This window comes from Corynebacterium sp. A21, assembly GCF_052266655.1.
Taxonomy (GTDB): domain Bacteria; phylum Actinomycetota; class Actinomycetes; order Mycobacteriales; family Mycobacteriaceae; genus Corynebacterium.
Window position 1 is genome coordinate 676,911 of record NZ_JBQPQY010000001.1, and the last position, 20,664, is coordinate 697,574.

Genomic DNA, 20,664 nt, shown 5'->3' on the forward strand with positions numbered 1-20,664 from the left:
TCAGTACTGAAAATCAAGGAGAACACATGTCCCTGAAGACCCTCCAGGATCTGCTCGACGAGGGTGTCGACGGTCGCCACGTCCTCGTCCGCTCGGATTTCAACGTGCCGCTGAACGACGCCGGTGAGATCACCGATGCCGGTCGCATCAACGCCTCGCTGCCCACCCTGCAGGCACTGCTCGAGGGCGGTGCCAAGGTCATCGTCAGCGCTCACCTGGGCCGCCCCAAGGGCGAGGTCAACCCGAAGTACTCCCTGGCCCCGGTCGCTGAGGCACTGTCCGAGGCGCTCGGCCAGTACGTCGCCCTGGCCGGCGATATCACCGGTGAGGACGCGCACGAGCGTGCCAATGGTCTGACCGAGGGCGAGATTCTCCTGCTCGAGAACGTGCGTTTCGACGCCCGTGAGACCTCCAAGGATGAGGCCGAGCGCGGTGCTTTCGCTGATGAGCTCGTCGCCCTCGCCGCCGATAACGGCGCTTTTGTCTCCGATGGCTTCGGCGTGGTCCACCGCGCTCAGGCCTCGGTCTACGATGTCGCACAGCGCCTCCCGGCCTTCGCCGGCTCCCTCGTGGAGAAGGAGATCTCGGTGCTGTCCAAGGTCGCCAGCGCACCGGAGTCGCCCTATGTGGTCGTCCTCGGTGGCTCCAAGGTCTCCGACAAGATCGGCGTCATCGAAGCATTGTCCGCCAAGGCCGACAAGCTGATCATCGGTGGCGGCATGTGCTACACCTTCCTCGCGGCCCAGGGCTACAACGTCCAGAAGTCCCTCCTGCAGGAAGAGATGATCGACACCTGCAAGGACCTGCTGGAGCGCCACGGCGACAAGCTGGTCCTCCCGGTCGACCTGCTCGCCGCCGCTGAGTTCAGCGCCGATGCCGAGAACAAGATCGTCGAGCTGGATTCCATCCCGGAGGGTTGGCTCTCCCCGGACATCGGACCGAAGTCCACGGAGCTCTTCGCGCAGGTGCTGGCCTCCGCCAAGACCATCTTCTGGAATGGTCCGATGGGGGTCTTCGAGATCGAGGCCTTCTCCCGGGGCACCGCCGGTGTTGCCCAGGCCATCATTGATGCCACCGCCAACAACGGCGCCTTCTCCGTGGTCGGCGGCGGCGACTCCGCAGCGTCGGTACGCGTCCTCGGCCTGGATGAAGAGGGCTTCTCCCACATCTCCACCGGCGGTGGCGCCTCCCTCGAATTCCTCGAGGGCAAGGAACTGCCCGGCGTCGCCGTGCTTTCCGCCTAGTTTCATCCCCTGATGCCGGTGGTTTCGCTGCTGCGAAACCCCTCGGTGTCACCCCCGCATGAAAGGAGGGCCCATCATGGCCCTTAAGCCGCTGATCGCTGGCAACTGGAAGATGAATCTGAACCACCTGGAGGCGATCTCCAGTGTCCAGAAGCTGGCATTCGCCCTGCCCAAGGAGTACTACGAAAAGGTTGATGTGGCGCTGACCGTGCCCTTCACTGATATCCGTGGCGTGCAGACCCTGATCGAGGCGGACAAGCTGCCGATCACCTATGGTGCGCAGGATGTCTCCGAGCATGCCAATGGCGCCTACACCGGTGAGATCTCCGCTGAGATGCTGTCCAAGCTGGGTGTCACCTGGATCGTGGTGGGCCATTCCGAGCGTCGTGAGTACCACCATGAGACCGATGCCCAGGTGGCGGCGAAGGCCAAGGCCGCCCTCGGTGGCGGCATGAAGCCGATCATCTGTGTCGGCGAGCCGTTGGCGGTCCGGGAGGCTGGCACCCACGTCGAGTATGTGCTCAACCAGACCCGGCAGTCGCTGGCGGGCCTGAGCACCGCGGATCTGGCCAATATCGTCATCGCCTATGAGCCGGTCTGGGCCATCGGCACCGGCAAGGTCGCCTCGGCGGCGGATGCGCAGGAAGTGTGCGCCGCCATCCGCGGCCTGATCCGCGAGCTTGCCGACGACGCTGTGGCTGCGGAACTGCGCATCCTCTACGGCGGTTCCGTCAAGGTCGACAGCGTCGCGGAGATCCTCACCCAGCCCGATGTCAACGGCGGTCTCGTCGGTGGTGCTTCGCTGGATGGCGAGCAGTTCGCCAAGCTGGTCGCTGCGGCCGGAAACGCCATCTAAAGCTGTTCCCAGGGTGCCCGGAAAATCTCTGGGCTCCCACAAACTTCGAACCAGGGGAGTCCCGTCGTGTCAGCTCCGGATCATCTTCAGGAGGACATCCGCTATCTTGGGCGGATCCTCGGCAATGTCATCGCTGAGCAAGAGGGGCGGGAGGTGTTCGACCTCGTTGAGGGAGCGCGCCAGACCGCCTTCGAGATTGCCCGGGGTGAGGCCGGGATGGATGCCCTGGTGTCGAAGTTCCGCAATATCGACCCCAAACGCACCACCCCGATCATCCGTGCCTTCAGCCACTTCGCCCTCATGACGAACCTGGCTGAGGACCTCCACGATGAGACCACCCGCCAGCGCGCCCTGGATTCCGGGGAGCCTTCGCCGGACTCCACCCTGGCGGCGACCTGGGCCAAGCTTGCCGACGCCCGCGTCACCGCCACCGAGGTTCAGGACACCCTGCGCCGCGCACTGGTGGCCCCGGTGCTCACCGCGCACCCCACGGAAACCCGGCGTCGTACCGTTTTTGATGCGCAGAAAGTCATCTCTGAACTGATGGCCGCCCGCCATCAGATTATCGAGGCGCCGGAGAATGCCCGGACAGCGTCCCGGCTGGCGGAATTGGACCGGCAGATCCACCGCCGGATGACCATCCTCTGGCAGACCGCGCTGATCCGCATGTCCCGTCCCCGGATCGAGGATGAGATCGAGGTGGGCCTGCGCTACTACAAGCTCAGCCTGCTCGAAGAGATCCCGCGCATCAACCAGGACGTCTTTGAGGCTCTCCGTGAAGCCTATGGTGAGGTGGTTCCGGAGTTGGCGATCCTGCGCCCGGGATCCTGGATCGGCGGTGATCACGACGGCAACCCCTTCGTCACGGCCGAGACCCTGCGATACGCGACCACCCGGGCCTCTGCCACCGCCCTGAAGTATTACGTCTCCCAGCTCCATGCCCTGGAACATGAACTCAGCCTCTCTGACCGGCTCTCGGATGTCACCGTGGACTTGGTGGCCCTGGCCACCAAGGGCCACGATGACGTGCCCAACCGGGTTGATGAGCCCTATCGCCGGGCGATCCACGGGATGCGCGGCCGGATGTGCGCCACCATTGCCCACCTGATTGGCCCTGATGAGGTCGAGGGCACCTGGCACGAGAGCTTCGAGCCTTATACCGGTGCCGAAGACTTCGCCGTTGACCTGAAGATCATCGATGAATCCCTGCGCTTCTCTCACGATGAGACCATCGCCGAAGACCGGCTGGCCACCATCCGGGCCGCCCTGGGCAGCTTTGGATTCCACCTCTACTCGATGGACCTGCGCCAGAACTCCGAGAGCTTCGAGCAGGTGCTCAGCGAGGTATTCAGCATTGCCCAGGTTCACCCGGACTACGCCTCCCTCAACGAGGCGGAGAAAGTTGAGGTGCTGACCCGGGAACTGCAGACCCCGCGTCCGCTGGTTCCCCGTAATTACCGCGGTTTCAGCGAACCAGTGCAGCGCGAGCTCGATATCTTCGCCGAAGCGGCGGCCGCTTCCGCAAAGTTCGGACCCGAGATGATCCCGCACTGCATCATCTCCATGGCGGAATCTGTCAGCGATATTCTCGAGCCGATGGTGCTGCTCAAGGAAGTCGGATTGATCCGCGCAGCCGGGGACACCCCGAGCGGGGAGGTGGATGTCATTCCACTTTTCGAGACCATCGGGGACCTCCAGGCGGGGGCCGCGATCCTGCGCGAACTTTGGCAGCTGCCGCTCTACCGGGCATACCTTGCCCAGCGAGGTGATACCCAGGAGGTGATGCTCGGCTATTCCGACTCCAACAAGGACGGCGGCTACTTCGCCGCTAACTGGGCGCTTTATGATGCCGAGATGGCACTGGTCGGCGCGGGTAAGGAGGACGACATCAGCCTGCGGCTCTTCCACGGCCGTGGCGGGACCGTCGGTCGTGGTGGCGGGCCCTCCTATGAGGCGATTCTCGCCCAGCCCAAGGGTGCGGTCACCGGTTCGGTGAGAATCACCGAGCAGGGTGAGATCATTTCGGCGAAGTACGGCTCCCGTGAGACCGCCCGCCGAAACCTCGAGGCTCTGGTCTCAGCCACCCTGGAGGCCAGCCTGCTGCCGGTGGATGGGCTGAACAAACCGGAACGGGTCTATGAGATCATGGGGGAGCTCGCTGAACTCAGCCAGACGAAGTATTCCTCCCTGGTGCACGAGGACCCCGGCTTCATCAACTACTTCACGCAGTCCACTCCGCTGCAGGAGATCGGATCGTTGAACATCGGTTCCCGCCCTTCATCCCGGAAACAGACCGAAGCGGTGGAGGACCTCCGGGCGATCCCCTGGGTCTTATCCTGGTCCCAGTCGCGGGTCATGCTGCCCGGTTGGTTCGGTGTGGGCACCGCCCTGTCCCAGTGGATCGGGGAGGGGCCTGACGCTGAACATCGGCTCGAGGAACTGCGGCACCTTTATGAAGTGTGGCCGTTCTTCGGTTCGGTGATGTCGAATATGGCGCAGGTGATGAGCAAGGCAGAGATGCGGTTGGCATCCTTGTACGCGGAATTGGTTGATGACTCGGAAACCTCGCAGCGGATCTACTCGGTCATCACCGCCGAGTTTGAGTTGACCCGTGAGATGTTCTTCCAGGTCACGGGTTCTGAACATCTGCTCGCGGATAATCCGATGCTGGCCCGCTCCGTGCGCAGCCGCTTTCCCTATCTGCTGCCGCTCAATGTCATCCAGGTAGAGCTGCTGCGCCGCTACCGTGCGGGTGATGAACGCGAGGCTGTCTCCCGTGGCATTCAGCTCACCATGAACGGCCTGTCCACTGCCTTGCGAAACTCCGGATAACCCGGGGTGTGACATCAGGCGGCATTGCCGCAGCCAACCCTAATCCCGCAAGTCACCTCATGTATACTGTCCAGAGTTAAGGTGAGTGCCTCGGAGACGAACTCCCACGCCGCGCTCACACCCCGACCCGCTGTCGTCAGCCTAAGGAAATCAATGACTCTCGCACTCCAGATCATTCTCGTACTTTCGAGTATCCTGCTGACCGTCTTCGTCCTGCTGCACAAGGGCAAGGGCGGCGGACTGTCCAGCCTCTTCGGTGGCGGCGTTCAGTCGAACCTCTCCGGTTCGACCGTGGTGGAGAAGAACCTCGACCGCTACACCGTGCTCACCGCACTGATCTGGATTGTCTGCATCGTGGCGCTGAACCTGCTTCAGGCTTTCGGAGCTTAATAACTCCAGCGCACGCCGGAGACTGCCGTCCATCCCTCCGGGGTGGGCGGCAGTTCTCAATGTTCGCCCTGGGAGGGGATTCCGGGAGGGGTGGGAATTCAGGGTGCGCGGCTGAGAGCACTGCTTATCGACGGCCGCGGCATCTGGTCCGGGTCAGACTGCGCTCGAGTTTGGGGTGCGGCCGACAGCGCGATAACGCGGTCCAGAGACCGCGTTATCGAAGGATTTCCCTGAAATCAACTCACCTTGAACATAACGCTGATCATCGTCGACCCGCCCGGCGGTGCCTCGGCGAGAGGTCGACCGCACTATCCGGGAAGAAAAACTTCAGCAAGGTCGGATCGCCCGGCCGGACCTGGGGGTGCAGTGTCCCCGCAGTATTGTGGTCATCGGGGCCTTTATATGCTCAGCGATAGCTTCTGGCGCACCAGGGAGGTCACGGGTCTGGAATCAGCTAGTAACTCCCGCGAGCAGCCCCGACGGTTGCTATACTGAGAGGCTCTTAACGATGACGGGGAATCTTTAATTTCCCCTTCGGTGGCCTCGGCTTGTGCTGACACTGTGGTGGAGGTTAGATGTCTGCCAGTGTTCCGCCGGCGGCGAGATAGCCCGCCCAATCCTTGATGTGGGAGCTTTTTCGCAGTAGAGCGCGACGCTGACGCTCAGTGAGCCCGCCCCAGACACCGAATTCCTCATGGTTATCCAAGGAGGTGGCCAGGCAGTGGTTGCGCACGGTACAGTGCCGGCACACCGTAGTAGCCTTGCGCTGTTGCGCACCCTGGACAAAGAGTGCATCGGGGTCACCCTGACGGCACCTGGCCTGGGAGATCCAAACTTCCCGCTCGGAGGGCACCACCTGACTACTTGTCCCGGCAGGTTTTTGCCCCTTGGGGAAAGAGCGCGGCTGATCAAAGTAGAGCGATGTTAACATCGTGAATTTTCCTTCGCACGGAGCCAGCCCAGAACATACTTTGTCCTGAAAAACCAAATCATATTCATTTGGTCGACTGAATGTCGACATATTCATCTGAAAGGATAATAATTCCCCTATTTTCCGTGAGCTCACCAGGACGTGAACACGGAATCTGTAACATATATAGATCAGCTGCTCGGCTCAGGTCCGGCCGAGACGGAGGGCCTCAAGTGGGCCGAGAAGAGTGGTCTGCGGCAGAAAGGCGGCATCGACCAGAGGTAGGGCTTCTTCCGCTCCGAAGCTTCGCATGGGTCAGTCACACCCGTCGCTGACAAGGCTACTTAGCAGCGTAAACCTGGAGGATGGAAAACCAACGGTAATCAACGCTGCCATGGTGTACTCCTTAGCGGGGAGATCAGATAGCGGGGATGTAGTGCTTCGGCGGCACTGCCAGGCTGTCTTTTGCGCACACAGATCCACCTGTGCCCCGCCCCTGGAACAGCGGAGTTTTGCAGATCATACGATCCCGCCGGAGGGCAGGGGAGACAAAAGCCCTGCCCGACCACTTGGGTCGGGCAGGGACGGCGCTAGAAAAACTTGAGCTTAGCGGTTGTGGCGGGGATTTCGGGTGGCATCGGGGTCGGCGACACCATCGGTCTCAATCTCTTCCCGGGCCACGTCCTCAGTGACGGTTTCGGAATCGGTGACTGTTTCCTTGGCCAGCTTCACCTTCTCCACCGGCACGGATTCCTTGGTGACACGGACCCGCTCCTCATGGAGGGTCACTGAGGCTTCGCCCTCAGCGATGTCATCGCGGAGATTGGCCGCATCCTCGGGATTGATCGGGGTGCGCTCTACATGGGCTTCTTCACGCTCAACCGGCACCTCGACGGTTTCAGTGTCGTGGACAACATACTTGCGCAGTCGTGCCTGTCCCGTGGTCTCCCGGTCCTTGGCGATGCGCAGCTGCTCCTCGGAACGGGTCAGCTCACCAGTCTCTTGGGGGTGTGCTGCTCTGCCGGGGGTGTCCGGAACGCCGGCGGGGTACACATCAGTGCTGGACTCTTGGGTGTGGGATAGTCCGGAATCACTGCTCGGCGCCTGCCCGGGGGCGGTACCGCCGACAACCCCACCTGCGATACCGCCGGTAGCCGCCGCATCGGCTTCCGCCTGGGTGAGCCGGGGGTCGCGGCCGTGCTGATCGTAGTTCTCCACGTTCTCGGTGTTCTCGAGACCGTAGTGACGGTAGAGGGTATCTAGCTGTGTTGGATCGAGGTGTTCATCGACATTGAGATCTGGTGCGTCCTTGATGTGCTCCTTGGGGAACGCCAGATGCAGTTCTTCGGAGTTGAGGCGGTGGCCGCGCAGTGGCACCAGGCTGGAGTTCATGCCGAACAGTCCGTGGCCCACCTCGATGAAGTCGGGCTGGCCGGTCCCGTCGTTGACAAAGACTTCCTTGACTGAACCGAGCTTTTCGTTGTTGCTGTCGTAGGCGGTGGCACTGCTCAGATCTTGAATGTTCTTCTTGGTCATCGTCGTTCACCTTTCCTAGAATCTCCGTCGTGGAGTTCGCTCTTGGTCACTTACCGTTCCCCGAAGTCTGCAGCCGCGGGGCTGTGGCGTCGAACCGGTGGCGATGTCAATCCCATGAACTAACTGGGTGCTTTCCGACTGTAGCCGGAGCCGCGGGGGCGGCTGCGGATTTTCCGGCGATCCAGCCAGCGAAAGCTTTTTCCTTGAACTTTGCGCGAATTGAGGTACCCTGCTCCTCCCCGGCCGAGTCGCTGCCTGAAACGGGGAGAGACTGCCCTTGAGGGCTAGCTAAGCATCCCCGTTCAGAGTGCCGTTGCCCGAGGGAGTTCGCGTGCAAGGCGGTGGTGCCGACTCCTGAAAGTTTGACGCATACTCCTAAGCGAAACACCACATCGACAATATGTGTTTTATGACACAGTATTTTTTATGGTTACTGTTCTTCGGTGTTTCGTGACATCCGTTTAGGGTGACTAGCTGATGTGCCGGAGCATATCGGTCTTTCGGCCCTATCCTCGACGGCGGCGTCGTCTCCAAATGGCGTAGTTCCAGATCTAATTGGGCAGCTTCGAAAGATCGCCCGTCTTCTGCACGTCAGGGCGGAACGTCTACAGAACGCGAGGCACCATCGACCTGTTCGGCTTGCCAGGGAAGTTTTTCGTGGCTGCGCCCAAGTGTTTTTCCACAGTAGGACACACGCCATGGAAGGGATAAGGATGAAAGGACCGAAACAGGTAAAATCTCTCTCGGCGACATCAGTGCTGGTCCAGAGGTCAGTTGCGGTGTGTGATTTCCGGATCACGGCCGAACTCAAAGACCAGCAGGATCATGACCCCGTAAATCACAAGCGGGTTGCGAGGATGATGCGCTCGCTGAAGGCGTTCGGCTATTCGAAGAAACGCAAGGTTGGGGTTGATCCTCGAGTGGTGGGCATCCCATGGTGATGGGCCGCAGCCTGTTGAGATAAGGATGATCACCAGTCAGGAGCACGAAGGAGGGATCTACCCCCGAAATACCGGCAGGAAGCCGCCCGCTTGGTCATCGACCCGAACAGCTGAGCACGGATGCCGCCCGCGAGTTAACTCTGGGCGCAGGTCTGCTGGACACAGGGGTCAAGATAGAACACGAACACACCGGTGAGTGCCGGTTGTAATTGTCTGTGATCACGGGATGGGCATTCCCGTCGAGTGCTGACATGCGCGATGGATTCCACCTATATTTCCGATCTGGTGGAGTAGGTTTATGGATCGTTCGCACGCTGCGAAGCGAGGTGGCTGATTGCCTTGTGTTCCACGCTAACCGGGGTGGCAATGGCAGATTATAGGAGTGTCTCCGACGTGGTCACCTCCGAAAGCCTCGGTCGAGACGGTGTCCGGGGATTGGTGGCTGCTGCCGGCGCGCTGTTGCGTCCCGGTGAGATGCCAGTGGCATCGTCTCCGCGACCGTCGATAAGTGGTCTGCACAGGAAAAACTCCCCACCCGCTAATTAAGCTGAGGTGGGGAGTCCGGGGCATACCTACCGCGAGTTACTTGTTCTCGCCGGCCGCATCATCAGTAAGGAAGAGCACGGTCTCTACGGAGCCGGCGACACCGGCTGCGGGCCAGTCCACCGACTCCGCACTGCGCAACACTGCGGCGGCGGCTTCAGCTTTCTCCGCACCGGCAACCAGCAGCCAGACCCGGCCTGAGGTGTTGATGGCGGGCAACGTCAGCGTGACCCGCTCTGCCGGGGGCTTCGGGGAATCCTTCACCGCCATGACCAGCTTCTCCTGTTCGCGCACGGCATCGGTGTGGGGGAACAGTGAATTGATGTGTCCCTCTCCGCCCATGCCCAGGAGGTGAAGATCAAAACCATTCGGAGCATAGCGCTGGAGGAGCTGCTCATACTCCAGGGCAGCGTCATCCAGGTCCTTCTCACCCAGACCATAGCTGTGGATATTCTCCGCCGGGATGTTGACATGGTCGAGCAGGGCTGCGCGGGCCTGACCCTCGTTGGAGTCCGGGTGGGAGGCCGGCACATTGCGCTCATCGCCGAAGAAGACATGGACCCGGGACCAGTCGACCCTGAAGGTGGGGAAGGTTTCGGACTGGGCCTCAGCGGCGGCGTCGAGACGCGTCAATTCCTGTAGCAGGCCGATACCGGCGCCGCCGCCGGTGAGCACGACCCGCACCAGACCATCGCCATGGCGACGACCGGAGGTCTGCAGGTGGCTGATGGTTTCCACGAAACGGCGGGAGGCGGCGTTGATCAGGGCATCAAGATCAGAAACACGGGCGAGAGCGACCATGGAAGGAGACCTTTCGTCGTTTTAGGGGCTGCATAAAGGAGAGAATAAGTGCCTAGCGGCGAGTCAGCTGGCCGAGACCGCGAAGTGCGTGGGCGTAGGCGGTATCCGGATCCAGGTGACGCATTTCCTCGGCCAGGCATTCCGCGATTCCGCGGCGGCTCAATGCCACCAGGGAATCAGGACGGCCGGGCACACTGAGGCAGATGGTGCGGTAATCCACCACCGAGACGACGATGACGCCATCTTCCTGCTCCAGCTCGAGTCGGGAGATCATGAAGTGTCCGGCCTCCCGGGCGGCATCTTCTTCCGCGGCCTCAGTGGAGGTACGGATGATCTCCACCCCGAGGCGGTCCGCCAGCCAACCGGCGGCGATATCGACACTGGGATGGTTTAAGGGGCCATAGACCCGGGCCCGGAGGATCCCCTTGGGCCGCTGCTCCAGCGATGAAGCGACGATGCCTCGCCAGTGGGTGATGCGGGACCAGATCAGATCAGAGTCGCCGGGGGAGTAATTCTCCCGGCGGGCCGAAAGCACCAGCGAGCGGGTGTCATTGAGGGCATCTGTGATGCGGCGCTGGGCAATCCGGCCGATCGGGTGCTCGGAGGGGTTGGCCGGTGCGGCAGAGGGCCACCAAGCGACGATCGGGGTATCGGGCAGCAGCAGCGGGGTGACCACGGATTCCAGGTGGCCGGCGATCTCACCCTTGAGCCGCATCACCACCATCTCCGCCGCCCCGGAGTCTCCTGCGACCAGCACCTCGGCATCGAGTCGGGATTCACCGGTGGCGGGGCCGGTCAGCATGACCAACACCCGGGCGGGGTGCTCATGGGCAGCGTTCTCGGTGGCGGAAATGATCTCCTCCACATCGTCATTGGTGGAGGCGACGACGATCAGGGTGAGCACTCGGCCACTGGCCTGGGGTGCATTGTCCCGGGATTCCAGCAGCGCCTGAGAAATTTTCCGGGTGGTGGTATCGGGAAGCTTAATGATCATGAGGGCCTTTCAGACTCAAGATTCGAGTGGTGGAGATCGCAGAAAGAGTTCGGGTAGGTCCTAGGGGCGTCGCCAATGGCGGTCCGTGCGCGCCAGCATCTTATTGGCGGATTCCGGTCCCCAGGTTCCGGCCTCGTATTCATCGGGCAGGCCGTGATCCTCCCAGTAGTTGAGTACCGGATCGAGAATCTCCCAGCTCAACTCGACCTCTTCATTGGTGGGGAAGAGGCTGGACTCATCCAGCAGGGCATCGAGGATCAACCGCTCATAGGCTTCCGGGGACTCCTCGGTGAAGGCCTCTGAGTAGGAGAAGTCCATGTTGACGTCACGGACCTCCATGGTTGAACCCGGCACCTTGGAGCCGAAACGCATCAGCACACCCTCATCCGGCTGCACCCGGATGACCACCGCATTGTTGCCCATCGCACTGGTCATTCCCTCAGCGAAGGGCTGGTGCGGGGCCTCCTTGAAGACCAGGGCGATCTCGGTGACACGACGGCCCAGTCGTTTACCGGTACGCAGATAGAAGGGGACACCGGCCCAGCGGCGGGAGGAGATCTCCAGGGTGCAGGCGGCGAAGGTTTCGGTGGTGGACTTCGGGTCGAAGCCCTCCTCCTCACGGAGCCCCTTCACCAAGGTGGATCCCTGCCAACCGGAGGTGTACTGACCACGCGCGGTGGTCTTGGACAGCGGGTACACCGGTTTGGTGGCGCGCAGCACCTTGATCTTTTCGGTCTGCAGTTCGTTCGGGGAGAAGGAGACCGGCTCCTCCATGGCGATCAGGGCGAGCAGCTGAATCAGGTGGTTCTGGATCACATCACGGGCGGCACCGATACCGTCGTAGTAGCCGGCCCGGCCGCCCAGGCCGATGTCCTCCGCCATGGTGATCTGCACATGATCGACATAATGGGCGCTCCATATCGGATCGAAGATCTGATTGGCGAAGCGCAGCGCCATGATGTTCTGCACCGTCTCCTTACCGAGGTAGTGGTCGATGCGGAAGACCGACTTCTCGGGAAAGACCGCGTTGACAAGCGCATTGAGCTTGCGGGCTGATTCCTGGTTGTGGCCGAAAGGCTTTTCGATGATCACTCTTCGCCAGGCATCTTCCCGCGACTCCGCCAGACCCGAACGCTGCAACTGGTGGCAGACGTCGGCGAAGTAGTCCGGCGGCACCGAGAGGTAGTAGGCCCAGTTGCCACCGGTGCCACGGGTGGCATCCATCTCCGCGAGGGTCTCTGAGAGGGTGTCGAAGGCCGCGTCATCGTCGAAGTTTCCGGAGACGAAGTGCATGCCCTCGGCCAGGCGCTCCCACACATGCTCGCGGAACTTGGTACGCGAACCAGCGTGCACCGCCTCCATCACATAGGCCTCGAAGTCTTCCTTGCTCCAATCCCGCCGACCATAACCGATGAGGGTGAAGCCGGCCGGCAGCAGACCGCGGTTGGCCAGGTCGTAGACCGCCGGCAGCAGCTTGCGTCGTGCCAGGTCTCCGGTGACACCGAAGATCACCATGCCGGAGGGTCCGGCGATCCGGGGCAGTCTCTTGTCGTGTGGGTCACTCAGCGGATTGACCCAGGAGGTTTCGGGCGAATCGGAATCGGTGTGCAGCTCAGACAATGCGGTGTCCTTTGAGGGAAGGAAGGATGAGCGGAGAAAAGAGTGAGGACCGGCCCCACCCTCAAGAGAGAGCATGGGGCCGGAAGGAGACTAGGCCAGGCGGGCCTGCATGGAGTCGAGCAGTTCGACCCAGGAGGCCACGAACTTCTCGACGCCCTCGCGCTCGAGGACCGCGAAGACGTCCTCGAGGTCGATGCCGACCTCGCTGAGGGAACGCAGCACCTGCTCGGCTTCAGCGACATCACCGGAAAGGGTTACGCCGTGGAGGTTGCCCTCGGCGAGTACGGCGTCGATGGTCTTCTCCGGCATGGTGTTGACGGTATCCGGACCTGCTAGCTCGGAGACGTAGAGGGTGGTGGGGTAGTCGGGGTTCTTCACACCGGTGGAGGCCCACAGCGGACGCTGGACGTTAGCGCCGGCCGGCAGTTCCGCGCCGTCGAAAAGCTGGGTGAACACGGAGTAGGCGCGCTGGGCGTTGGCCACGCCGGCCTTGCCGCGCAATGCCAGGGCTTCCTCGGTGCCGATGGCCTCGAGACGGTTGTCCACCTCGGAGTCCATGCGGGAGACGAAGAAAGAAGCCACCGAGTGGATCTTGGAGACATCCTTGCCGTTCTCGGCGGCGCGCTTGATGCCGTCGATGTAGGCGCCGATGACCTCACGGTAGCGGGAGACCGAGAAAATCAGGGTCACGTTGACGCTGATGCCCTCGGACAGGGCGTCGGAGATCGCGGGGATGGACTCCGGGGTGGCGGGGATCTTGATCATCACGTTCGGGCGGTCAACCTTGGCCCAGAGCTCACGCGCCTGGGCGATGGTGGCCTCGTACTCGGCGGCGTGGCGCGGGTCGACCTCGATGGAGACGCGGCCGTCCTTGCCGCCGGAACGCTCGTAGATCGGGGCGAAAATATCGCAGGCATCGCGGACATCATCGATGGACATCGCGAAGACAGCCTCATCTACCGCCGCACCGGCGGTCTTGAGCTCCGCGATCTGGGCATCGTAGGCGGTGCCCTTGCTCATGGCAGCAGCGAAGATGGACGGGTTCGTGGTCACGCCGACGATGGACTTCTCCTTGATGACCTCTGCCAGGTTGCCGCTGGTGATGCGGTCGCGGGAGAGATCATCGAGCCAGGTGGAGGTGCCGAGTTCAGCGAGGGTGTCAATGTGGGACATGTGAAATCTTCCTTTTCTTGGGGACTACTGAAGGGATAGCGGGGAATCGAAACCCGCCCCGATCAAGTGGGGCTTGAGCTGATGGGGCGGGGGTCAGGGCGAGCTGCTAGGAGTTCAAGGAATCCTGGGCGGCAGCGACAACAGCCTCGGTGGTGATGCCGAACTCCTGGTAGAGACGCTGGTAGGGGGCGGAGGCACCGAAGTGCTCCAGGGACACGGCACGGCCGCGGTCACCGATCCAGCGGTGCCAGGACATGGCCAGGCCAGCCTCGACGGAGACACGGGCGGTGACAGCCTTCGGCAGCACCGACTCGATGTACTCTGCGTCCTGCTCCGCGAACCAGTCCATGCAGGGCACGGAGACCACGCGGGCGGCGGTGCCCTCGGCTTCGAGCTGCTTGGCGGCCTCGACGGCGAGCTGCACCTCGGAACCGGAGCCCATCAGGATCACGTCCGGGGTCTGCTTGGAACCCTCGACCAGGACGTAGGCGCCACGACGGACACCCTCATCGGCCTTCTCCTTGGTGCCCTCGAGCACCGGGACGTTCTGACGGGTCAGCGCCAGACCCTTCGGGCCGGCGGTGTAGAGCAGGGCGTTCTTCCAGGCAGCAGCGGTCTCGTTGGCATCAGCCGGACGCAGCATGGACATCCCCGGGATCGCACGCAGGGTGGTCAGCTGCTCCACCGGCTGGTGGGTCGGGCCATCTTCGCCCAGCCCGATGGAGTCATGGGTCCAGACATAGTAGGCATCCGTGCCCTGCAACGCCGCCAGGCGAATAGCGGGACGCATGTAATCGGAGAAGATCAGGAAGGTGGCACCGTAGGGGCGGGTGCCGCCGTGCAGCGCGATGCCGTTGAGGATCGAACCCATGGCGTGCTCACGGATACCGAAGTGCAGGTTACGGCCATAAGGGGTGGCCGAGAACATGTCGGTGGTGATGGCCTCCGGGCCGAAGGAGGGAGAGTCCTTGATGATGGTGTTGGTGGAGCCAGCCAGGTCAGCCGAGCCGCCCCAGAGTTCCGGCAGGGTCTTGCCTAGAGCCTGCAGCACGGCCTCGGAGGCCTTACGGGTGGCTACGCCCTTGGCGTCCGGCTCCCAGCTCGGCAGCTCAGCAGCGAAATCGGCCGGCAGTTCGTGTTTGACCAGACGGTCATGGAGTTCCTTGCCCGCCGGGTTCTTCGCGGCCCAGACATCGTAGCGCTGCTGCCACTCGGCATGCTTGGTGGCGCTGCGCTCGGCCAGGGAACGGGTGTGCGCCAGAACCTCGGGAGCCACATCGAAATGGGTTTCCGGGTTGAAACCAAGCTCACGCTTGGTCGCGGCAACCTCTTCCTCACCCAGGGCGGCACCGTGGGCGGCACCCGTGTTCATCATGGTCGGGGCCGGGAAGCCGATGATGGTGCGCACGCGGACGAAGGTCGGGCGGGAGGTGTCGGCCTTGGCTGCGGCCACAGCTTCCTCGATGGCCACGACGTCCTCGCCGCCCTCGATCTCGATGGTCTGCCAGCCGTAGGCCTGGTAACGGGCGACGACATCCTCGGTGAAGGCGATCTGGGTGTCATCCTCGATGGAAATGCGGTTGTCATCCCAGAAGACGATCAGGTTGCCCAGCTGCTGGGTGCCGGCGAGGGAGGAGGCTTCACCGGTCACTCCCTCCTGGAGATCGCCGTCAGAGGCGATGACATAGATGTAGTGATCGAAGGGGGAGTCGCCGGCCGGAGCCTCCGGGTCCAGCAGACCACGTTCGCGGCGGGCGGCCATGGCCATGCCCACCGAAGCGGCCAGACCCTGCCCCAACGGGCCTGTGGTGATCTCCACACCATCGGTGTGGCCGTACTCCGGGTGGCCCGGGGTCAGTGACCCCCAGGTGCGCAGCGCCTTGAGATCCTCAAGCTCGAGCCCGAAACCACCCAGGTAAAGCTGGATGTACTGGGTGAGTGAGGAATGTCCGGCGGAGAGGATGAAGCGGTCGCGGCCAGCCCAGTTCTTCTCGGCGGGATCATGGTTGAGCACACGCTGGTACAGGGTGTAAGCCAGGGGAGCCAGGCTCATCGCGGTGCCCGGGTGGCCCGAACCGCAGTTCTGGACCGCATCGGCGGCAAGCACACGGACGGTGTCAACCGCCTTGGTGTCTACCTCGGTCCAATCAGCGGGGTAGTTGCGGACGGTCAAGGCCTGAAGATCGGGCGACAGGGTCACGATGGTGATACCTCACAAGTTCTAGTTGCTGGAAAATTCCGGTTTGGTGATACCAACATTTTGGGCCTCGGAAAAATTCCGACGGACCCGGGTCGCTGGGACGTGCCATCCGAAAATCTGCGTCGGGTACCACCATAGTTGTTTTTGGTCCCGGGCTGTGACATCGATACCACTACTTTGGGTGATGTGCGGCTACCCACGGTCGCCCAGGGGAGATCAAGGCGGCGGGGGATTGTGGAATGCGGGAGCTGAGCGGATAGCATGGAACAGCTGTATATGAGACTTCACTGGCAGGTCTCAGGGGGCCGGGAACTTTTCCGGCATCGCAGCCGACTACTGGGTCAGCACGCTCCGCACCTGTACCGGTGGAGCGCCGCAGAAGCCCGTCGACGCGAGCGCGCGCCGGGTCTGGGTCGGTATTTTCGGAGCGACTTCAGTCGTGAAGAACCCCGGAATGACGACGCAGCACTGCGATACAAAGAATCACTGAAAGTTGGAGGAATCAACCCTTGGACACCATCAAGGCCTATATTGCGCTGACGAAACCAAGGGTGATCGAACTACTCCTTGTGGCCACGATCCCTGCGATGCTGCAGGCGGAACGTGGCGCCAATAACATCACGCTCATCCTGCTCACCGTGATCGGTGGTTGGATGGGCGCCGCAGCAGCCAACACCTTCAATATGGTGGAGGATTCCGATATCGACCAGAAGATGGGTCGAACCCGAGCCCGGCCGCTGGTCAAGCACACCGTCTCCAACCGGGACGCCACGATCTTCGCTTGGGTGCTGACCGTCCTGAGCTTCCTGTGGCTGTGGCTCCTATGTGACTCACTGAGCGCCGCGATTTTCGTGTTGGTCACCATCGCCTTCTACATCTTCGTCTACACCAAGCTGCTGAAGCGCCGCACCTCTCAGAACGTCGTCTGGGGCGGTGCCGCAGGCTGCATGCCCGTGGTCGTCGGCTGGGCCGTAATCACTGACAACCTGCCCGCCGAGGTCCCCGACCAGTGGTGGCAGGCCATCGTGATGTTCCTCATCGTCTTCTTCTGGACACCGCCGCATACCTGGGCACTGGCCATGAAGTACAAGGATGACTACGCCGCCGCCGGTGTACCGATGCTGCCGGTGGTGCGTACCCCCGTCGAGGTCACCCGCCAGATCGTCTGGTACACCCTGGCCACCGTCCTGGTCTCCCTGCTGCTGATCCCCGCCACCTCATGGATCTACCTGGTCGCCTCCATCGGCGGTGGAATCTGGTTCCTGCTCAGCGCCATCACGCTGCACAACGGCATCAAGAAGGGCGGCGAGGTCAAGCCGCTGAAGCTGTTCATCCTCTCCAACAACTACCTCGCCCTGGTCTTCGTGGCGCTGTCCGTGGATGCGGTCTTCAACTGGGACACCATCGGCATGATGCTGGGCTGGAACACCACGTTCTTCTGATCCCCGATAGCTGAATAGATAAACCGGGAGGGGCCGCCGAAAATTCGGCGGCCCCTCCCGGTTTTGACCTGATTGCGGGTGGTGTCGGGACGGGGAGCTAACTCACCTGCAGCACGATTGAACCGGTGGTTTTTCGGGCATGGATATCACGGTGGGCCTGCGCGGCATCGGCAAGCGGGTAGACCCCGCCGATCCGGAAATTCAGGGTGCCCTCCACGATGCCCTGGGTGATAGCTTGGGCACGCATCGCGAACTCACCCTCACCGGCGGTGTAGGCGCCGGCGGATGGCCGAGTGAGGAAAATCGAGCCGTGGGTATTGAGCAGCTGCGGGTCAAAGGGCCCCACCGGGCCAGAAGCGGCACCGAAGAGGCAGACGAGGCCACGAGGGCGAACGGCCTCCAGGGATTCATTGAAGGTCTCCTTGCCGACGCCGTCATAGACCACGTCCACCCCGACCCCGCCATTGCGTCGGCGAACCGCCTCGGCCAGCCCCTCGGAGTAGCGGAAGACCTCCGTGGCACCAGCCTCCAACGCCAACTCGGCCTTCTCATCGGTGGAGACCACCGAATACACCCGAGCGCCCTTTGCCACTGCCATCTGGGTGGCCAGCAGACCCACACCACCGGCGCCGGCAGTGATCAGGCAAGACTCACCCTCCTGCAGATCATGCACCCCGTGAGTGAGATAGTGCGCGGTAATGCCCTGCAGCAGCATTGTTCCGGCGACCAGGGGATCGATGCCCTCTGGGACTGCGACGAGTCGGTCCCTGGCGACACAGACCTGCTCGGCATAGGAACCGAAGGCGTCCATCCAGGCCACCAGGGTGCCTGCCGCAATGGTGCCCTGCGGATCATGCAGCACCCGACCAGTACCTTCCAATCCCGGCACGAAGGGTGTGGCGGCGTGGTAGATGCCTTCGCGGTAATAGGTGTCGATGTAGTTGACACCGGCGACATCCACCGCGATGAGTACCTGATCGTCATTCGGGGTCGGGGGGTCAATATCCCGAAGCTGCAGAACCTCCGGGCCACCTGTCTCTGAGATTTGAATTGCCTTCATATGCTCAAGGCTAATGAACTTCGACTCCGGCTGTGGCCGATTGTGGGTGATCCACCGGGTGGCACCGGATTCCGGCCGACTAATTCAGGATGCGAGTGCCCTGCCTATCTTCCCGGGCACCTCGACTTTCCAGGCTTTCCGGGCGAGGCTTGTGGCACCGGGACAGCTGCACCCCGTATCCAGGTTGCCGATACCTGGATGCGGGGTGCAGCTGTTGTGGCGTCTGTCGCAGGAAGGTCTGCTACTGCGTGAGGGTGGCCTCACGCCGGTGGAGAAGCTCATCACCTTCGGTGGAGCCGGTACGCAGCTCTGAACCACCCTGGCGGAGGATGCCGTGGGAGTAGAGGAAGGCCGAGAAGGCCACGACGACGGAGGACATTGCGATATGGACGGGAACAGACCAACGGGGCACACCGAGGTTGTATTGGGCGATGCCGATGCCAGCCTGGACCAGAATCATCGCGATCAGGACCCAGCCGGTCTGCTTGGCACCGGTGGAGGCCTTCTTCCAGAAGAGCATTGCGACAATGATCAGGGTGAAGGCCAGGTAGACGTACATGCTGTAGCCGTGCACGTGGGCGATCCAGTCGATGTCCACCTCTAGGCGGCCCTCCATGCCCACGCCATCATCACCGGAGTGCGGGCCGGCACCGGTGACCATCGTGCCGGTGGCCAGCACCACGGACAGGGAGATGACGGAGATCAGGGTCATCACCCGGATCAAGGCAGGGAAGGCGCGGGTCGGGGTGCCGTCATCGGGTTGGGCGAGCCGGGTATAGAGCAGCGCAGCGACCCACACCAGCACCATGGAGGGGAGGAAGTGGATAGCCACAGTCCACCAGTGCAGGTCCATCAGTACCGAGATGCCGCCGAGCACCGCCTGGACGATGATGCCCACACCGGAGATGACAGAATAGACCACGATTTCGGTGCGGCGCTTGGCGCGCATGATCAGGAAGAAGAGGATGATGGCGGCGGCCGCGACCACGAAGGTCAGCATGCGGTTGCCGAATTCGATCGCCTGGTGGAGCCACGGTGCGGCACCTGCCTGGGGGACCAGGGAGCCTTCATGGCACAACGGCCAGGTGTCACAGCCGAGACCGGAGCCGGTCACCCGGACGATACTGCCGGTGACGGTGATGCCGCCTTGTGCCAGCAACAGGATGAAGGCGGCGATCCGCTGGATCCGCAGGGTGGGGATCCACGGTGTTTTGGGGGCTGGGTTATCGGTTGAGGCAGAGGTAGTCGCGGTACTCATAATTCCTGAGTCTAGCCCTCCTGCCAGCCACAATGACAATCTCTTCCGGGGACTGACAGTGGCTTAGGCCACCGTGTGATTTAGGCGGCGAAGCGGAACCATTTGGTGGCCGCAACCGACGCGAGGAGCAGCCAGACTGCCAGGATCAGCAACTGGATCCAGGGGATCGTACCCTCGAAGGAAAGCGTCAGGCCCGAGGCCAGCGCCACCGAGGGGATCAGGTTGGCCCAGCCGGCATCATGCAGGCCCTGGGCCATCATTACCCAACCGACCAGGCCGCAGAGGATCACCCAGATCAGGTTCGCCAGGGCCAGCACCACCTCGGAGCTCAAGGTGCCACCCATCAGCAGGCCGAGGGAGGAGAAGCTCGCCACACCGATGATGAGAGTCAGGGCGCCGACCATGATGCCGAGAGCATCGGGCCGCCAGCCCAGGACCAGCGCGGTGCCACCCAGCAGGATGGTCTGGATCAGCACCATCGTCACCACTGCGGCGGCCTTGCCCAGGATGATCGTCCAGGCGGGGACACCGGATGCGCCGGTGCGCTTCAGAGCACCGTATCGGCGGTCAAAGGCCAGTGCGATGGCCTGGCCGGTGAATCCGGAGCTCATGGCGGCAATCGCCAGGATCATCGGGAAGGCCACGTCGATCGGCTTGTCGGTATCAAGGATCTGAACCTTGGCGAGCACGAGGAGCATGGCGAAAGGAATGATCATGCTCAGCAGCTGCTGTTCGCCATGGCGGAGGAAGAGCTTTGACTCGATGCGGGCCTGCGCGGCGATCATCCGCCCGGTCGGGGCTGATCGGGGATCCGGGGAGAAGGTCCCCGGGGCAAAAGCCGTGGAATTGTTGGCGCTCAAGATA

15 protein-coding genes and 1 pseudogene are annotated in these 20,664 nt (G+C 62.5%); 6 read left to right on the forward strand and 10 right to left on the reverse strand.

The genetic code is table 11. The features are described from left to right. Positions 1-26: 26 nt before the first annotated feature. The 4 genes from pgk to secG all read left to right on the forward strand — a co-directional run bounded on the left by pgk (position 27) and on the right by secG (position 5,322). A complete protein-coding gene (gene pgk, locus ACTU46_RS03040) occupies positions 27-1,244 on the forward strand; it encodes a phosphoglycerate kinase (RefSeq protein ID WP_443378813.1) in 1,218 nt (405 codons plus the stop codon). 76 nt (positions 1,245-1,320) lie between these two features. Then, positions 1,321-2,100: a triose-phosphate isomerase gene (tpiA, locus tag ACTU46_RS03045; RefSeq protein ID WP_443378816.1), complete on the forward strand. Its 780-nt coding sequence runs from the start codon at positions 1,321-1,323 to the stop codon at positions 2,098-2,100. A 66-nt stretch (positions 2,101-2,166) separates the two neighbouring features. Then, positions 2,167-4,932, forward strand: a complete 2,766-nt coding sequence (gene ppc, locus ACTU46_RS03050; protein WP_443378819.1) for a phosphoenolpyruvate carboxylase — start codon at positions 2,167-2,169, stop codon at positions 4,930-4,932. A gap of 153 nt (positions 4,933-5,085) precedes the next feature. Then, positions 5,086-5,322, forward strand: coding sequence for a preprotein translocase subunit SecG (gene secG, locus ACTU46_RS03055; RefSeq protein ID WP_443378821.1), 237 nt, complete (start codon positions 5,086-5,088; stop codon positions 5,320-5,322). A gap of 571 nt (positions 5,323-5,893) precedes the next feature. Here the strand turns inward: secG and ACTU46_RS03060 are convergent. Together ACTU46_RS03060 and ACTU46_RS03065 are read right to left on the reverse strand one after the other, a co-directional pair. Next, a complete protein-coding gene (locus tag ACTU46_RS03060; RefSeq protein ID WP_443378824.1) occupies positions 5,894-6,253 on the reverse strand; it encodes a WhiB family transcriptional regulator in 360 nt (119 codons plus the stop codon). 585 nt (positions 6,254-6,838) lie between these two features. Further along, a complete protein-coding gene (locus tag ACTU46_RS03065; protein WP_443378827.1) occupies positions 6,839-7,768 on the reverse strand; it encodes a PRC and DUF2382 domain-containing protein in 930 nt (309 codons plus the stop codon). 791 nt (positions 7,769-8,559) lie between these two features. Here ACTU46_RS03065 and ACTU46_RS03070 point away from each other — a divergent pair. Continuing rightward, positions 8,560-8,673: pseudogene (locus ACTU46_RS03070) on the forward strand (IS3 family transposase); the annotation flags it as partial. 618 nt (positions 8,674-9,291) lie between these two features. Here ACTU46_RS03070 and pgl read toward each other — a convergent pair. The 5 genes from pgl to tkt form a co-directional block, all read right to left on the reverse strand. Continuing rightward, positions 9,292-10,053: a 6-phosphogluconolactonase gene (gene pgl, locus ACTU46_RS03075; RefSeq protein ID WP_443378830.1), complete on the reverse strand. Its 762-nt coding sequence runs from the start codon at positions 10,051-10,053 to the stop codon at positions 9,292-9,294. Positions 10,054-10,105: 52 nt separating this feature from the next. Beyond that, the gene (locus ACTU46_RS03080) at positions 10,106-11,047 is read right to left on the reverse strand and encodes a glucose-6-phosphate dehydrogenase assembly protein OpcA (RefSeq protein WP_443378833.1); all 942 of its coding nucleotides are present in this window, start codon (positions 11,045-11,047) and stop codon (positions 10,106-10,108) included. Positions 11,048-11,107: 60 nt separating this feature from the next. Further along, positions 11,108-12,742, reverse strand: coding sequence for a glucose-6-phosphate dehydrogenase (zwf, locus tag ACTU46_RS03085; protein WP_443378836.1), 1,635 nt, complete (start codon positions 12,740-12,742; stop codon positions 11,108-11,110). A 15-nt stretch (positions 12,743-12,757) separates the two neighbouring features. Further along, the gene (gene tal, locus ACTU46_RS03090) at positions 12,758-13,840 is read right to left on the reverse strand and encodes a transaldolase (RefSeq protein ID WP_443378838.1); all 1,083 of its coding nucleotides are present in this window, start codon (positions 13,838-13,840) and stop codon (positions 12,758-12,760) included. A gap of 106 nt (positions 13,841-13,946) precedes the next feature. Then, positions 13,947-16,040: a transketolase gene (tkt, locus tag ACTU46_RS03095; protein WP_443378841.1), complete on the reverse strand. Its 2,094-nt coding sequence runs from the start codon at positions 16,038-16,040 to the stop codon at positions 13,947-13,949. 482 nt (positions 16,041-16,522) lie between these two features. On the opposite strand from tkt, the gene ACTU46_RS03100 reads away from it, so the two are divergent. Then, positions 16,523-17,482, forward strand: a complete 960-nt coding sequence (locus tag ACTU46_RS03100) for a heme o synthase (RefSeq protein WP_443379440.1) — start codon at positions 16,523-16,525, stop codon at positions 17,480-17,482. Positions 17,483-17,579: 97 nt separating this feature from the next. On the opposite strand, the gene ACTU46_RS03105 is transcribed toward ACTU46_RS03100, so the two are convergent. From ACTU46_RS03105 to ACTU46_RS03115, 3 genes are all read right to left on the reverse strand, one after another. Beyond that, a complete protein-coding gene (locus tag ACTU46_RS03105) occupies positions 17,580-18,542 on the reverse strand; it encodes a quinone oxidoreductase family protein (protein WP_443378844.1) in 963 nt (320 codons plus the stop codon). A gap of 241 nt (positions 18,543-18,783) precedes the next feature. Further along, positions 18,784-19,800: a COX15/CtaA family protein gene (locus ACTU46_RS03110; RefSeq protein ID WP_443378847.1), complete on the reverse strand. Its 1,017-nt coding sequence runs from the start codon at positions 19,798-19,800 to the stop codon at positions 18,784-18,786. A gap of 80 nt (positions 19,801-19,880) precedes the next feature. Next, a complete protein-coding gene (locus ACTU46_RS03115; RefSeq protein ID WP_443378850.1) occupies positions 19,881-20,660 on the reverse strand; it encodes an ABC transporter permease in 780 nt (259 codons plus the stop codon). Positions 20,661-20,664 lie beyond the last annotated feature (4 nt).

What these genes read in the sequence shown, in the direction of transcription:
- pgk (WP_443378813.1), top strand. Translation starts at nt 27, where the DNA reads ATGTCCCTGAAGACCCTCCAGGATCTGCTCGACGAGGGTGTCGACGGT.
- tpiA (WP_443378816.1), top strand. Translation starts at nt 1,321, where the DNA reads ATGGCCCTTAAGCCGCTGATCGCTGGCAACTGGAAGATGAATCTGAAC.
- secG (WP_443378821.1), top strand. Translation starts at nt 5,086, where the DNA reads ATGACTCTCGCACTCCAGATCATTCTCGTACTTTCGAGTATCCTGCTG.
- ACTU46_RS03060 (WP_443378824.1), bottom strand. Translation starts at nt 6,253, where the DNA reads ATGTTAACATCGCTCTACTTTGATCAGCCGCGCTCTTTCCCCAAGGGG.
- ACTU46_RS03065 (WP_443378827.1), bottom strand. Translation starts at nt 7,768, where the DNA reads ATGACCAAGAAGAACATTCAAGATCTGAGCAGTGCCACCGCCTACGAC.
- pgl (WP_443378830.1), bottom strand. Translation starts at nt 10,053, where the DNA reads ATGGTCGCTCTCGCCCGTGTTTCTGATCTTGATGCCCTGATCAACGCC.
- ACTU46_RS03080 (WP_443378833.1), bottom strand. Translation starts at nt 11,047, where the DNA reads ATGATCATTAAGCTTCCCGATACCACCACCCGGAAAATTTCTCAGGCG.
- zwf (WP_443378836.1), bottom strand. Translation starts at nt 12,742, where the DNA reads ATGCTCTCTCTTGAGGGTGGGGCCGGTCCTCACTCTTTTCTCCGCTCA.
- tal (WP_443378838.1), bottom strand. Translation starts at nt 13,840, where the DNA reads ATGTCCCACATTGACACCCTCGCTGAACTCGGCACCTCCACCTGGCTC.
- ACTU46_RS03105 (WP_443378844.1), bottom strand. Translation starts at nt 18,542, where the DNA reads ATGAAGGCAATTCAAATCTCAGAGACAGGTGGCCCGGAGGTTCTGCAG.
- ACTU46_RS03110 (WP_443378847.1), bottom strand. Translation starts at nt 19,800, where the DNA reads ATGAGTACCGCGACTACCTCTGCCTCAACCGATAACCCAGCCCCCAAA.